Here is a 13,133-nt window from a genome sequence, read left to right as displayed (position 1 = left end):
CCCGGCCATCCCTGCCACAACCGGTCTGGGCTTGCCATGGGGCCGGGGCGGACGCGCCCGCTACTCCTCCGGCTCGGTCGTGAAGCGCAGCGGATAGCCCTCCTTCACCGCCATCTCGGTCGCCCGGGTCGCCTTCTCCTCCGCGATCTCCCGGGTGAAGACGGCGACGACGCAGGATCCGCGCCCGTGCGCCGTCATCATCACCCGCAGCGCCGAACCCTCGTCCATGCGGAACTCGGCCTTCAGCACGCGCACGACGAAGTTGCGCGGCGTATAGTCATCGTTCAGCAGAATTACCTTGTGCAGGGGCGGGCGCGCGGGCTTCAGCGCGTCCTCGACGCGCGGCGGGCTGACGGTTTCCGGCATCCTGGTGGCCCCCCTCGCGCAATCCTGGAATCTGCTGCGGCGGGGCGACCGAGGGCCTATATTCCCCCGATGACCGGCAGCTTCGTCCATCTCCATGTCCATTCCGCCTACTCCCTGGCGGAGGGTGCCATCAAGGCCGACAAGCTCCCCGGCCTGGCGAAGAAGGCGGGGATGCCCGCCCTGGCGCTAACGGACACGGCCGTGATGTTCGGCGCGCTGGAATTCAGCCAGTACGCCATGAAGGAAGGTGTGCAGCCCATCGTCGGCTGCCAGCTCTGGCTCGCCCGGCAGAAGGAGCCGGAGCGGCCGGAGGCGGCGCGCCTTCCGCCCGACCCGGTGGTGGCCCTGGCGATGGACAGGCCGGGGCTGGAGAACCTGCAGCGCCTCTCCTCCCTCGGCTGGCTGGGGGAGGACCCCTCGGGCAAGCCCGCCATCTCCCTGGACCAACTCCAGTCCCACGCCTCCGGCATCTTCCTGCTGACCGGCGGCACGCTGGGTCCGCTGGGCCGCCTCCTGGCCGAAGGTCGGCGAGCTCAGGCCGAGGCGTTGCTGGCCGCGCTGCGCGAGGCCTATGGCGACAACCTGGCGGTGGAGCTGACCCGCCACGGCACGGAGCGGGACCGGGCGGTGGAGCCGGGGCTGCTGGCCATCGCCGATGCTGCCGCCCTGCCGATCGTCGCGGCCAATGACGTGTACTTCAAGGATGCGTCGGGGCACGAGGCGCACGATGCCCTGCTCTGCATCGCCGAGAGCCGGACGCTGGCGGAGCCCGACCGCCGCCGCCTGACGGCCGAGCACTGGTTCAAGCCGCCCGCCGCCATGCGGGCGCTGTTCAAGGACCTGCCGGAAGCCTGCGACAACACGCTGGCCATCGCTCGGAAATGCTCGGTGATGGCGGAGACGAAGAAGCCGGAGCTTCCCGTCAGCCGGAAGGTGCAGGAGGGGCTGACCGAGTCCGACATCGTGCAGGACATGGCCCGCAAGGGCCTGGAGAAGCGCCTGGACGCCCAGGCCACCCCCGACGAGGCCCGCCCCGCCTATCGCGAGCGCCTGGAGTTCGAGCTCGGCATCATCGATAAGATGGGCTTCTCCGGCTACTTCCTGATCGTGGCCGACTTCATCCAATGGGCGAAGGCGCACGATATTCCCGTCGGCCCGGGCCGCGGATCGGGCGCCGGATCGGTGGCGGCCTGGGCGCTGACCATCACCGACCTCGACCCCATGCGCTTCGGGCTGCTCTTCGAGCGCTTCCTGAACCCCGAGCGCGTGTCGATGCCGGACTTCGACATCGACTTCTGCCAGGACCGGCGCGAGGAGGTGATCGACTACGTCCGGCAGGAATACGGGCCGGACCGGGTAGGGCAGATCATCACCTTCGGCCGGCTGCAGGCGAAGGCGGTGGTGCGCGACGTCGGCCGCGTGATGGGCATGCCCTTCGGCCAGGTGAACAAGATCGCGGAGCTGATCCCCTTCAACGCCGCCAAGCCGCCCACGCTGCAGGAGGCGCTCGACGGCGAGCCGCGCCTGCGGGAGATGCGCGAGACGGACGAGAACGTGGACCGGCTGATGGAGACGGCGCTGCAGCTGGAAGGGCTGTACCGCAACGCCTCCACCCACGCCGCCGGCGTGGTGATCGGGCGCAAGCCGCTGATCGAGATCGTGCCGCTCTACCGCGATCCGCGCTCCGAGATGCTCGTGACGCAGTACTCCATGAAATACGTGGAGAGCGCGTCGCTGGTGAAGTTCGACTTCCTCGGCCTGAAGACTCTCACGGTAATCCAGCGCGCGCTGGACATCCTGAAGGAGCAGGGGGTGGAGATCGACATCACCACCATCCCGCTGGACGATGCCAGGTCCTACGAGATGCTCGCCAAGGGCGACGCGGCCGGCGTGTTCCAGTTCGAAAGCCAGGGCATGCGGGACGTCCTCCGCATGATGCGGCCGGACCGGTTCGAGGATCTGATCGCGGCGGTGTCGCTCTACCGCCCGGGCCCGATGGCGAACATCCCCGCCTACTGCGCCCGCAAGCACGGCCAGGCCTGGGAGCCGGTGCACCCGGCCATGCGCAGCCTGGTGGAGGAGACCTACGGCATCCTGGTCTACCAGGAGCAGGTGATGCAGATCAGCCAGGAGCTGGCGGGCTACTCGCTCGGCGGCGCCGACCTGCTGCGTCGCGCCATGGGCAAGAAGATCCGTTCGGAGATGGAGGCGCAGCGCAAGATCTTCACCGACGGCGCCGTGAAGAACGGCATCCCCGAGGACAAGGCGGGCGAGATCTTCGACCTGATGGAGCGCTTCGCGGAATACGGCTTCAACAAGTCGCACGCCGCCGCCTACGCGCTCGTCTCCTACCAGACCGCCTGGCTGAAGGCGAACCACCCGCACGAGTTCCTGGCAGCCATCATGTCGTTGGACATGACCAACACGGACAAGCTCGCCTCCCACCTCCAGGAGGCGTCGCGGCTCAACATCAAGGTGCTGCCGCCGGACGTGAACCGCAGCGACGCGGAGTTCGCGGTGGAGCCTCGAACCACGGAGGATGGCGCCGTGGTGAAGGACATCCGCTTCGCCCTGGCGGCAGTGAAGCGCGTCGGCCTCGGTGCCATGCAGGACCTCGTGCGGGCGCGGAAGGAGGGCGGGCCCTTCAAGTCCCTCACGGACTTCGCGGACCGCATAGACCCGAAGCTGTTGAACAAGATGCAGGTGGAGAACCTGGCCCGTGCCGGTGCCTTCGAATGCCTGGACCCGAACCGGGCGAAGGTGACGGAGGGCGCGGAGGCGATCATCCGCCGCGCACAGGCGGCGGCCGAGGACCGCTCCAGCGCCCAGATCGGCCTGTTCGGCGCGCCCGGCGCCTCCGCCGACATGCCGCCCCTGCGCCTGCGCGACATGCCGGATTGGCCGCAGCTGGAGCGGCTGGAGCGCGAGGCGGAGGCGATCGGCTTCCACCTCTCCGGCCACCCGCTTGACGCCTATAAGGACGCCCTCGCCAAGCTGCGCGTCTGCCCCATCGCCCGCATGACGGAGCGCGCCCAGGCCGGCGCCGGGCGCCTGAAGCTGGCCGGCACGGTGATCGGCACGAAGGAGCGCACGACGAAGACCGGCAGCCGCATGGCCTGGATCCGCATCTCCGACTTCTCCGGCAGCACGGAGGTGACCTGCTTCTCCGAGGTCCTCGGCAAATGCCGGGACATGCTGACGGAGGGGAACGCCGTTCTCTTCACGGCCGAGGTGAAGGTGGACGGCGAGGCGGTGCGGCTGACCGCGCTGGACTGCGAGCCGCTGGAAGCCGCCGCGCAGTCCCTTCCGGCCAGCCTGCGAATCGAGTTCGCCTCGATGGAGGTGCTGGAGACCCTGCGCGGCATTCTCGAGCGCGAGGGGCGGGGGAGGGGCGAGGTCGTCCTCATCCCCCGCACCGGGCCGGGGCAGGAGGTGGAACTGGCCCTGCCCGGGCGGTGGAACGTCTCCCCCCGGCTTGCCCAGGCGCTGAAGGTATTGCCGGGGATCGAGGCGGTGGATCTGGCGGCCTGACCGGCCCTACTTCAGCGGAAAGCCCATCGCGCGCAGCGTCTCCGTCATGGTGTGGCGCCCGCTGAGGGACTCGGGGCCGGCGACGCGCTTCAGCATCCGGCCCGTCCAGTCCGAGCGGCCCATGCCGTTCGCCTCGGAGAACTCGGCCAGGACCTGGTCGTAGCCCGCCACGGCGGTTTCCTCGCCCGCCGTGGCGTAGGTCTCGCGGTGAAGGACCAGGGACTGCGGCAGACGGGGCTTCACCTCCGCCCGGGCCTCGGGATCGGGCCAGCCGATGGCCAAGCCGAAGGCGCCGAAGGCCTTGGGCGGCAGGTTCAGCTCCGCCGCGACCTCGATCGGCTTGTTCCGCAGCCCGCCGACATAGACGCCGCCCAGCCCGATGGACTGCGCCGCCACCAGGGCGTTCTGGGAAGCCAGCGCGGCGTCCACCAGCGCCACCATGAAGCTTTCCAGGTAATCCAGCCCCGCCAGGCGCTGCTGGTGCGCTTCCCCCAGGCGTTCCAGCCGGGAAAGGTCCGCGATCCAGCACAGGAAGAGCGGGGCATGCCGGATGAAGCCCTGGTTCCCCGACAGCGTCGCCAGCCGGTCCTTACGGGCGGGGTCCTGCACGGCCACCACGCTCCAGGTCTGCATGTTGGAGGAGGAGGGAGCAGAGGAAGCGGCCGCCACGATGGTCTCCAGCGCGCCCGGATCCAGCGGCCGGTCGAGAAAGTTCCGGTAGGAGCGATGGGACAGCATCGCCTCGATCACCGGGCTGCTCGGCCCCGCGGGCAGGCCGGGGGCGCCGTAGCGGAGATCCAGGGCGGAGAGGGTGGCCTCGGAAGGGTCGGTCATCGTCGTTGTCCTATCGGCGCGTCGTGCCGCACCCTGCCACCGCACCCTTCGCGGGCCTACCCATTGGCAGCCGGGAGCCGCTGACCCAACCTCTCGTTTGTTAAGGGCACCTCCAGGAGGTGTCAGCCACGAGGGAGAGGGCCATGAGCAAGGATTTCCTGGACGACCGACGCCGCGCGCTGGAGGAGGCCTTCTTCGCCCAGCAGAGCGACGAACTGATCCGCCGCCTTCACGCCAAGGACCCGGCCAAGCCGGAGCGGGACCGGCTGGCCGAGGTTTCCGGGCTGAAGGAGACGGCGCTGCTGGACCGGCTGGAGGCCCAGGGCATCGGCAGCGGCACGGTTGCGGCCCTCTCCATCGTGCCGCTGGTCGTCGTGGCCTGGGCGGACGGGATGATGGGCGACCGGGAACGCCGGGCGGTGCTGGACGCGGCCCATGCCGTGGGACTCGATACCGGCAGCGACGGCCAGGCCCTCCTCGCCCGTTGGCTCGCCGAACCGCCGCCGCCCGCGCTGTTCGCCGCCTGGAGCGACTACGTCCATGCCCTGGGCACAGAGGCGCGTGGGGCGCTGCGGAAGCGGGTGATGGACCGGGCGCTGCACCTCGCGGAGGCCAAGGGTGGCCTGCTCGGGCTGCTGGGTGGGATCTCCGCGCCGGAGAAGGCCGCGCTGGCGCGGCTGGAGGCGGCCCTGGCCTCCTGAGGCCCCTCTGGGAGGTCTTGTCCGCCCGCGCCCTGCGTGCCATATGCGGCCCGCCGGGCGCGGGATCTTCCTGCGCCCGGCAAATCCGCACGCGGCGCGCCCTTCCGAGACAAGCGGCAAGGGTCCGGTCCCCCGGTTTTCCATAGGAAAATCCCGAGGGCGTAGCGCCGCGGAGGCCCAACCGGATCTGATCGGAAGGAAGGACACGCCCGATGGCGATGCCTGAGGTTACCCTGCGCGGCCTGCTCGAGGCCGGCGTTCACTTCGGCCACCACACCCGCCGGTGGAACCCGAAGATGGCCCCCTACATCTTCGGCGTGCGCAACCAGGTCCACATCCTGGACCTGCAGCAGACCGTGCCGCTGATGGACCGCGCCCTGCGCACCGTGCGCGACGTGGTGGCCGGCGGCGGCCGCGTGCTCTTCGTGGGCACGAAGAAGGCGGCAGCGGACTACGTGGCCGAGGCGGCGACCCGCTGCGGTCAGTACTACGTCAACCACCGCTGGCTGGGCGGCATGCTCACCAACTGGAAGACGATCACCGGCTCCATCAAGCGCCTGAAGCAGATGGACGAGCAGCTCGCCGGCAACACCACGGGTCTCACCAAGAAGGAGATCCTGATGCTGACCCGTGAGAAGGAGAAGCTCGACCGCGCGCTCGGCGGCATCCGCGAGATGGGCGGCCTGCCCGACGTCATCTTCGTGATCGACACGATCAAGGAGAAGCTGGCGATCGAGGAGGCCAACAAGCTCGGCATTCCCGTTATTGCCGTCTGCGACTCCAACGCTGACCCGAGCGGCGTGGCCTTCCCGATCCCGGGCAACGACGACGCCATCCGCGCCATTAACCTGTACTGCGACATGATGGCCGCAGCCGTGTTCGACGGCATCTCCGCCGAGCTCTCCGCCTCCGGCATGGATGTCGGCGCCCAGGCCGACCTGCCGACCGACGTGATGCCGGACGACAGCGGCCTGCCGGGTGCCGGCGCCGTCCCGGAGACCCTCGGCGGCGCCGAGGTGGCCGACGTGCCGGTGCTCGAGGGCGCGGTGCAGTCCTCCCCGACCTCGGGCGTGGATCGCGAGAGCCTGGAGCAGATGGTCCAGAACAACCGCGACGACGGCAACAACGCCGGCTGATCGCCCGCGGGCCGGGCGGGGATTCCCGCCGGGCTCGCAATGACATGAACGCGCCGGGGTGGCCTCGCTGCCCCGGCGTGTCGCATACAGCGGCGGCACGATTCGCCCGGGGCCGCCCCGGGTCAGCCGCCCCACAGACGGGAAGACGAGAGATGGCCGAGATCACGGCAGCCATGGTTCGCGACCTGCGCGAGAAGACCGGCGCGGGCATGATGGACGTCAAGAAGGCCCTGGTGGAGAGCAACGGCGACGCGGAGGCCGCGATCGACTGGCTGCGCAAGAAGGGCCTGTCCGCCGCCGCCAAGAAGTCCGGCCGCGTGGCCGCCGAGGGTCTGGTCGGCGTCGTCGCCGCCGGCACGAAGGCCGCGATGGTCGAGGTGAATGCCGAGACCGACTTCGTGGCCCGCAACGAGGCCTTCCAGGGCCTGGTCGAGGCGGTCGCGAAGGTCGCCCTCGAGGTCGGCCAGGACGTGGAGGCCATCAAGGCCGCCCCCTATCCCGGTGCCGGCCATACGGTTGCCGACGAGGTCACCCGCCTGATCGCCACCATCGGCGAGAACATGTCGATCCGCCGCGCCAAGGTGCTGTCGGTCTCCTCCGGCGCCGTCGCCACCTATGTCCACTCGGCCGTGAAGCCGGGCCTGGGCAAGATCGGCGTGCTGGCGGCCCTTGAGGGCCCGAACGGCGACGACACCGTGCTGACGCTCGGCCGCCAGATCGGCATGCACGTGGCCGCGACCCGCCCGGAGGCGCTGGACGTCTCCGCCGTGGACAACTCCGCCCTGGAGCGCGAGCGCGCCGTGCTGACTGAGCAGGCCCAGGCCTCCGGCAAGCCCCCCGCGGTCATCGAGAAGATGGTCGAGGGCCGGATCCGCAAGTACTACGAGGAAGTGGTGCTGTTGGAGCAGGTCTGGGTGCATGACGGTGAGAGCCGCGTGAAGGCCGTGGTCCAGAAGTCCGGCGCCACGCTGGTGGGCTTCGCCCGCTTCCAGCTCGGCGAGGGCATCGAGAAGGAGGTCTCCGACTTCGCCGCGGAGGTGGCTGCCGCCGCCGGCACTGCCGGCTGACCTGCCGGCGACCCAACGCGCCCGGATGCTTGCCGGGACCTTGTCGCCGGGCGCTGCTGCGCCCGGCGATCGCTTGCCGGCCGGTGCTTGCCGCGGCCGGCGGCGCCTTCTAATTTCGTCAGCCGCCCGGGACCGCAGAGAAGAATGACCTCCCCTCGCTACAAGCGCGTCCTGCTGAAGGTTTCCGGGGAGGCCCTGATGGGCTCCGGCCAGTATGGGCTGGACAGCGGCACGGTGAGCGCGATCGCCGAGGACATCGCGGCCGTCGCCCGGTTGGGAATCCAGGTCGGGCTCGTGATCGGCGGGGGCAACATCTTCCGCGGGGTCTCCGGCGCCGCGGCCGGGATGGACCGTGCCCAGGCCGACGGCATGGGCATGCTCGCCACCGTTATCAACGCCTTGGCGATGCAGAACGCGCTGGAGAAGGCGGGGGTGCCGACGCGCGTCCAGTCCGCTATTCCTATGGCCAGCCTCTGCGAGCCCTTCATCCGCCGCCGCGCCGTGCGGCACATGGAGAAGGGCCGGGCGGTGATCTTCGCCGCCGGCACGGGCAACCCGTTCTTCACCACCGACACGGCGGCCGCCCTCCGCGCCGCGGAAATGGGATGCGACGCCCTGCTGAAGGGCACGCAGGTGGACGGCGTCTACACCTCCGACCCCCGCAAGAACCCGGATGCGGAGCGCTATGACGCGCTGACCTATTTGGACATGCTGTCCCGCGACCTGGCCGTGATGGACGCCGCCGCCATCTCCCTGGCCCGTGAGAACAAGCTGCCGATCATTGTCTTCAATATCCACGAACCCGGTGCCTTCACCGCCGTCATGAAGGGCGAGGGCAAGTTCACGACGGTTCACGAGAGCTGAGGGACACGCCATGGCCGCCCCGCCGAACTTCCCCGACCTCCGGAAAGACCTGGTCCGCCGCATGGACGGCGCGATGGAGACGCTGAAGAAGGAATTCTCCGGCCTTCGCACCGGCCGCGCCAGCCCGGCGCTGCTGGAACCGATCCGGGTGGAGGCCTACGGCACGAACCAGCCGCTGAACCAGGTGGCCGGCATCTCCGTGGCCGGTCCCGGGCTCCTCTCCGTGCAGGTCTTCGACCGCTCCATCACCAAGCAGGTGGAAGTCGCGATCCGCGATGCGAATCTCGGCCTGAACCCGCAGGCCGAGGGGCAGGTGATCCGCGTGCCCCTGCCGCCGCTGACCCAGGAGCGCCGGAACGATCTTGCCAAGCAGGCCGCGCGGTACTCCGAGGCGACGAAGGTCGCCGTCCGCGGCGTGCGCCGCGACGGCATGGAGACGATCAAGGGCTGGGAGACCAAGTCCGAGATCTCCAAGGATGACGCAAAGCGGTGGTCCGACGACGTGCAGAAGCTGACGGACGAGTACGTGAAGAAAGTAGACGTGGCCTTGGCCGACAAGGAAAAGGACATCAAGGCCGTCTGAGCCGTCCACCTCCATGAGCGCCGCGACACAGCCCGTCCTGACAGCCGGGGGTAACACCCCGCCCGCCCCCGTCCATGTCGGGATCATCATGGATGGCAACGGGCGCTGGGCCGCGGCCCGTGGGGTACCGCGCGCCCTCGGCCACAAGGCCGGGGCGGAGGCGACCCGACGCGTCGTGGAGGCGGCGGCGGGGCAGGGCGTGTCCTGGCTCACCCTCTTCGCCTTCAGCAGCGAGAACTGGCGGCGCCCTGCCGACGAGGTGCGGGACCTGACGGGGCTGATGCGCCACTACCTCCGCCACGAGGTCCGGCAACTCGTAGAGAACGGGGTGCGGCTGCGCGTCATCGGTGACCGCACGGCCTTCGGCCCGGGGATGCTGGCCGAGATCCGGCGCGCCGAGGCCGAGACGGCGGGGAATACCCGGCTGAACCTCAACGTCGCCCTGTCCTATGGCGGGCGGGCGGAAATCACGGCGGCGGCTCGCCGCCTCGCCCTGCGCGCCGCGGCCGGGGAGATCGCCCCGGAGGCCATCGACGAGGCCGCCTTGGCGGGCGAGCTGGAGACGGCCGAGATGCCGGACCCGGACCTGATCATCCGCACCTCCGGGGAGAAGCGGATCTCCAACTTCCTGCTCTGGCAGGCCGCCTATGCGGAACTGGTCTTCCAGCCCGTGCTCTGGCCGGATTACGGCGCCGAGCACCTGCGAGAGGCAATCACCGAGTTTCATCGCCGCGATCGCCGCTTCGGCGCGCGGAATGGCTGACCCGGCACCAGGTCCCGGCCCGCAGCCGGGCACGAGGCCCGGAAAGGACTGGCGCGACCTCCGCAAGCGAGTCCTCTCCGCCCTTGTGCTGGGGCCGGCGGCGCTGCTCTGCGTCTGGCTCGGCGCCAATGCCTATACCCTGCTCCTGGCCGTAGCGGCGGCGATCCTGACCTGGGAATGGGTGCATCTCTGCGGGCTGCGGACCGCGCGCCTGCCGGGGGCCGGGGTGCCCGCGGCCGTCTTCGTCGCGGGCGCCCTCTCCGTCGCGGAGCATCCGCTGGCCGCCGCGATCGTGCTGGTGGGCGGCTTCCTGCTCACCTGGGCCTGGGCGGAACGGCTGCGCGGGCGGGACCGGCCGCACCAGCCGGCGCTGCGGCTGGCCTTGGGCGTGCTCTATATCGGCGTGGCTTTCCTCTGCCTCATCGAGTTGCGGCACGAGAACGAGGCGGGGCGGGCGAACCTTCTTTTCCTCCTGCTCACCGTCTGGGCCAGCGACATCGGCGGCTATGTGGCCGGCCGCGCCTTCGGCGGGCCGAAGCTCTGGCCGCAGGTCTCCCCCGGCAAGACCTGGACCGGTGCGGCTGGCGGGCTGTTGCTCGCGATGGCGATCGGCGCGGCGGCGGCGCCCTTCCTCGCGCCGGGCAGCGCTTGGCGCGCGGCGGCCGTGGCCGCTGTCCTCGCCGTTGCCACCCAGGCCGGCGATCTCTTCGAATCCGCCATCAAGCGCCAGTTCAAGGTGAAGGACACCTCCAGCCTCATCCCCGGCCACGGGGGCTTGCTGGACCGGCTGGACGGGCTGCTCGCCGCAGCGCCTGCCGCCATGCTCCTCGCCATTGTCCTGGGCTACGGTGGCGCCCTCTGGCGGTAACATGACCAAGACAGTCACCATCCTCGGCGCCACCGGATCGGTCGGGCGCAGCACCCTGGCCCTGCTGGACGAGGCGGCGGAGGGCGAGTTCGCCGTGGAGGCGCTGGTCGCCGGCCGCGACGCCGCCGCCCTGGCCGCCTGCGCCAGGAAGCACCGCGCCCGCGTGGCCGTGCTCGCCGATCCCGCCGGCCTGCCCGCGCTGCGGGAGGCGCTCTCCGGCAGCGGAATCGAGTCTGCGGCAGGCGAGGAAGCGGTGCTGGAGGCGGCGTCCCGCCCCGCCGACTGGACCATGGCCGCCATCGTCGGCGCGGCCGGTCTTGGCCCGACCCTGGCAGCTATCCGCCGCGGCGGCACGCTGGCCCTGGCGAACAAGGAGGCGCTGGTCTGCGCCGGCGAGATCGTGCTGGCCGCCGTGCGGGATGCAAGCGTCACGCTGCTGCCCGTCGACTCGGAGCACAACGCGGTCTTCCAGGCGCTCGATGCCCGCGACCCCGCGATGATCGAGAAGATCATCATCACTGCCTCTGGCGGCCCCTTCCGCACGGCGAGCGAGGCGGAGATGCGGGCGGCGACGCCCGAGCGCGCCCTGAAGCACCCGGTCTGGTCCATGGGCGCCAAAATCAGCATCGACAGCGCCACCATGTTCAACAAGGGGCTGGAGGTGATCGAGGCCGCCCGCCTCTTCCCGGTCGATCCCGCGCGAATTGAGGTGCTGGTCCACCCGCAATCCAGTGTGCACGGGATGGTGCAATACGCGGACGGCTCGCTGCTGGCCCATCTGGGTTCCCCGGACATGCGGACCCCGATCGCCCATGCCCTGGCCTGGCCCAATCGAATGCGGGCCGACGTGCCGCGCCTCGACCTTGCCGCGTTGGGCCGGCTGGAGTTCTCCGCCCCGGACGAGTTGCGCTTCCCCGCCCTTCGACTGGCGCGGGAGGCCTTGCTGGCGGGGGCAGGGGTCCCCACCATCCTGAACGCGGCGAACGAGGTGGCGGTGGAACGGTTCCTCTCCCGGCGTCTCGGCTTCCTGGACATCGCCCGGGTGGTCGAGGCGACGATGGAGCGGCTGGGGGCGCCCGCCCTGCCCACGCTCGAAGCCGTGCTCGCCCTCGATGCCGAGGTGCGGGCCGAGGCCGGCCGGATCGCCGGCCGGCTCGGCCTCGCCGCCTGAACCGCCCCTCTCAGGCCCGCCCTTCTTAGGACCGACCGTGGAATTCCTCCCCGACCCCTTCCGCACCGTGCTCGCCTTCGTGGTGGTGCTGGGCGTGCTCGTTTTCTTCCACGAGCTCGGCCACTACGCCGCCGCCCGCTGGCGGGGGATCTATGTGGAGCGATTCTCCATCGGCTTCGGCCGCTCCATCGCGGCCTGGACGGACCGGCGCGGCACGGAATGGCAGATCGGCTGGCTGCCGCTGGGCGGCTACGTCAAGCTCTATGGGCAGGACGGCGCCGGGGACGTGACCGATTCGGGCGATGTCGCCCCGGCGCATGACCCGCGTGGCCCGCGCTACCACGACAAGCCCGTGCTGGACCGCGCCATCGTCGTGGCGGCCGGGCCCATCGCCAATTTCATCCTGGCTGCGGTGCTCTTCTCCGCCCTGTTCATTGCGGTGGGGCGCCCGGTGGGGAACACCACCGTCGCCTCCGTGGTAGAGGGCGGAGCGGCGCAGGCGGCGGGGATCCTGCCCGGCGACCGGATCGTGGCGCTGGACGAGCAGCCCGTGACCCGCTTCGAGCAGGTCCAGGCCTACATCCAGCCACGCGCCAACCAGCGCGTGACCATCCGCGTGCTGCGCGAGGGCGAGGAGCGCAGCCTGAGCGCCACTCCCGCCCCGCGCCCCGGCACCGCGGAAGGGGCCGCGCCCGTCGGGATGCTCGGAGTCGGCGGCGGCGTGCCCTCCTACGAGAAGACGGATCCCTTCTCCGCGATCTGGGGCGGCATCGCCTACACCGGCGAGGTCACGGCGCAGACCTTGGGCGGGATCTGGCAGATGATCTCCGGCCAGCGCGGCACGGAGGAGATCGGCGGGCCGCTTCGGATCGCGCAGCTCTCCGGCCAGGTGGCGACTCTCGGGCTCGCCAGCCTCATCTCCTTCATGGCGATTCTCTCGGTGAACCTGGCCCTCATCAACCTCTTTCCCATCCCCGTGCTGGATGGCGGGCACCTCGTCTTCTACGCGCTGGAGGCCATTCGTGGCCGTCCCCTCCCGCCGCGCGCCGTCGAGTACGGTTTCCGGGCCGGGCTCGCCGTGCTGGCCACCCTGTTCGTCTTCGCCACCTGGAACGACCTCTCCAGCTTCGGCCTGTTCCGCTGGGTCCACGGGCTGTTCAGCTGAAGGGTTCCCAGCCTCCCGGACCGAAAGGCCACATTTTCCGGGAGATGTGACTGAAACCTTCGCGGGGGTGGCAACAGGTGGCCC

General features: G+C 70.5%; 12 protein-coding genes. 10 read left to right on the top strand and 2 right to left on the bottom strand.

All coding sequences use genetic code 11. From position 1 onward, the window contains the following. Positions 1–60: 60 nt before the first annotated feature. Positions 61–366: an ATP-dependent Clp protease adaptor ClpS gene (locus J5Y10_RS10160; protein WP_209373219.1), complete on the bottom strand. Its 306-nt coding sequence runs from the start codon at positions 364–366 to the stop codon at positions 61–63. Between the two features lie 69 nt (positions 367–435). On the opposite strand from J5Y10_RS10160, the gene dnaE reads away from it, so the two are divergent. After that, positions 436–3,897, top strand: a complete 3,462-nt coding sequence (gene dnaE / locus J5Y10_RS10155; RefSeq protein WP_209373218.1) for a DNA polymerase III subunit alpha — start codon at positions 436–438, stop codon at positions 3,895–3,897. 6 nt (positions 3,898–3,903) lie between these two features. On the opposite strand, the gene J5Y10_RS10150 is transcribed toward dnaE, so the two are convergent. Beyond that, positions 3,904–4,731, bottom strand: a complete 828-nt coding sequence (locus J5Y10_RS10150) for a nitroreductase family protein (RefSeq protein ID WP_209373217.1) — start codon at positions 4,729–4,731, stop codon at positions 3,904–3,906. A 143-nt stretch (positions 4,732–4,874) separates the two neighbouring features. On the opposite strand from J5Y10_RS10150, the gene J5Y10_RS10145 reads away from it, so the two are divergent. From J5Y10_RS10145 to rseP, 9 genes are all read left to right on the top strand, one after another. Continuing rightward, complete coding sequence (locus J5Y10_RS10145; protein WP_209373215.1) at positions 4,875–5,432, top strand: hypothetical protein; 558 nt, start codon at positions 4,875–4,877, stop codon at positions 5,430–5,432. Between the two features lie 212 nt (positions 5,433–5,644). After that, positions 5,645–6,568: a 30S ribosomal protein S2 gene (gene rpsB / locus J5Y10_RS10140; RefSeq protein WP_209373213.1), complete on the top strand. Its 924-nt coding sequence runs from the start codon at positions 5,645–5,647 to the stop codon at positions 6,566–6,568. A 152-nt stretch (positions 6,569–6,720) separates the two neighbouring features. Then, the gene (tsf, locus tag J5Y10_RS10135; RefSeq protein ID WP_209373211.1) at positions 6,721–7,635 is read left to right on the top strand and encodes a translation elongation factor Ts; all 915 of its coding nucleotides are present in this window, start codon (positions 6,721–6,723) and stop codon (positions 7,633–7,635) included. A gap of 144 nt (positions 7,636–7,779) precedes the next feature. After that, a complete protein-coding gene (gene pyrH, locus J5Y10_RS10130) occupies positions 7,780–8,499 on the top strand; it encodes a UMP kinase (RefSeq protein WP_209373209.1) in 720 nt (239 codons plus the stop codon). 10 nt (positions 8,500–8,509) lie between these two features. Continuing rightward, a complete protein-coding gene (gene frr, locus J5Y10_RS10125) occupies positions 8,510–9,082 on the top strand; it encodes a ribosome recycling factor (protein ID WP_209373207.1) in 573 nt (190 codons plus the stop codon). A gap of 13 nt (positions 9,083–9,095) precedes the next feature. Then, complete coding sequence (gene uppS, locus J5Y10_RS10120) at positions 9,096–9,845, top strand: polyprenyl diphosphate synthase (RefSeq protein WP_209373205.1); 750 nt, start codon at positions 9,096–9,098, stop codon at positions 9,843–9,845. After that, positions 9,838–10,713, top strand: a complete 876-nt coding sequence (locus J5Y10_RS10115) for a phosphatidate cytidylyltransferase (protein WP_209373203.1) — start codon at positions 9,838–9,840, stop codon at positions 10,711–10,713. The genes uppS and J5Y10_RS10115 overlap by 8 nt, the downstream gene beginning before the upstream one ends. A 1-nt stretch (position 10,714) precedes the next feature. Continuing rightward, positions 10,715–11,884 carry a 1-deoxy-D-xylulose-5-phosphate reductoisomerase gene (dxr, locus tag J5Y10_RS10110; protein WP_209373201.1) on the top strand — a complete coding sequence of 390 codons (1,170 nt, stop codon included), beginning with the start codon at positions 10,715–10,717 and terminating at the stop codon, positions 11,882–11,884. 37 nt (positions 11,885–11,921) lie between these two features. Continuing rightward, positions 11,922–13,049, top strand: a complete 1,128-nt coding sequence (gene rseP, locus J5Y10_RS10105; protein ID WP_342452889.1) for an RIP metalloprotease RseP — start codon at positions 11,922–11,924, stop codon at positions 13,047–13,049. Positions 13,050–13,133: the final 84 nt, after the last annotated feature.

Source organism: Roseomonas indoligenes (assembly GCF_017813365.1).
Taxonomy (GTDB): domain Bacteria; phylum Pseudomonadota; class Alphaproteobacteria; order Acetobacterales; family Acetobacteraceae; genus Roseomonas; species Roseomonas indoligenes.
This window is presented reverse-complemented; position numbering and strand designations above follow the sequence as displayed.

Excerpts from the sequence above, each read along its gene's own strand:
- J5Y10_RS10160 (WP_209373219.1), bottom strand. The coding sequence starts at position 366 with ATGCCGGAAACCGTCAGCCCGCCGCGCGTCGAGGACGCGCTGAAGCCC.
- dnaE (WP_209373218.1), top strand. The coding sequence starts at position 436 with ATGACCGGCAGCTTCGTCCATCTCCATGTCCATTCCGCCTACTCCCTG.
- J5Y10_RS10150 (WP_209373217.1), bottom strand. The coding sequence starts at position 4,731 with ATGACCGACCCTTCCGAGGCCACCCTCTCCGCCCTGGATCTCCGCTAC.
- J5Y10_RS10145 (WP_209373215.1), top strand. The coding sequence starts at position 4,875 with ATGAGCAAGGATTTCCTGGACGACCGACGCCGCGCGCTGGAGGAGGCC.
- rpsB (WP_209373213.1), top strand. The coding sequence starts at position 5,645 with ATGGCGATGCCTGAGGTTACCCTGCGCGGCCTGCTCGAGGCCGGCGTT.
- tsf (WP_209373211.1), top strand. The coding sequence starts at position 6,721 with ATGGCCGAGATCACGGCAGCCATGGTTCGCGACCTGCGCGAGAAGACC.
- pyrH (WP_209373209.1), top strand. The coding sequence starts at position 7,780 with ATGACCTCCCCTCGCTACAAGCGCGTCCTGCTGAAGGTTTCCGGGGAG.
- frr (WP_209373207.1), top strand. The coding sequence starts at position 8,510 with ATGGCCGCCCCGCCGAACTTCCCCGACCTCCGGAAAGACCTGGTCCGC.
- uppS (WP_209373205.1), top strand. The coding sequence starts at position 9,096 with ATGAGCGCCGCGACACAGCCCGTCCTGACAGCCGGGGGTAACACCCCG.
- J5Y10_RS10115 (WP_209373203.1), top strand. The coding sequence starts at position 9,838 with ATGGCTGACCCGGCACCAGGTCCCGGCCCGCAGCCGGGCACGAGGCCC.
- dxr (WP_209373201.1), top strand. The coding sequence starts at position 10,715 with ATGACCAAGACAGTCACCATCCTCGGCGCCACCGGATCGGTCGGGCGC.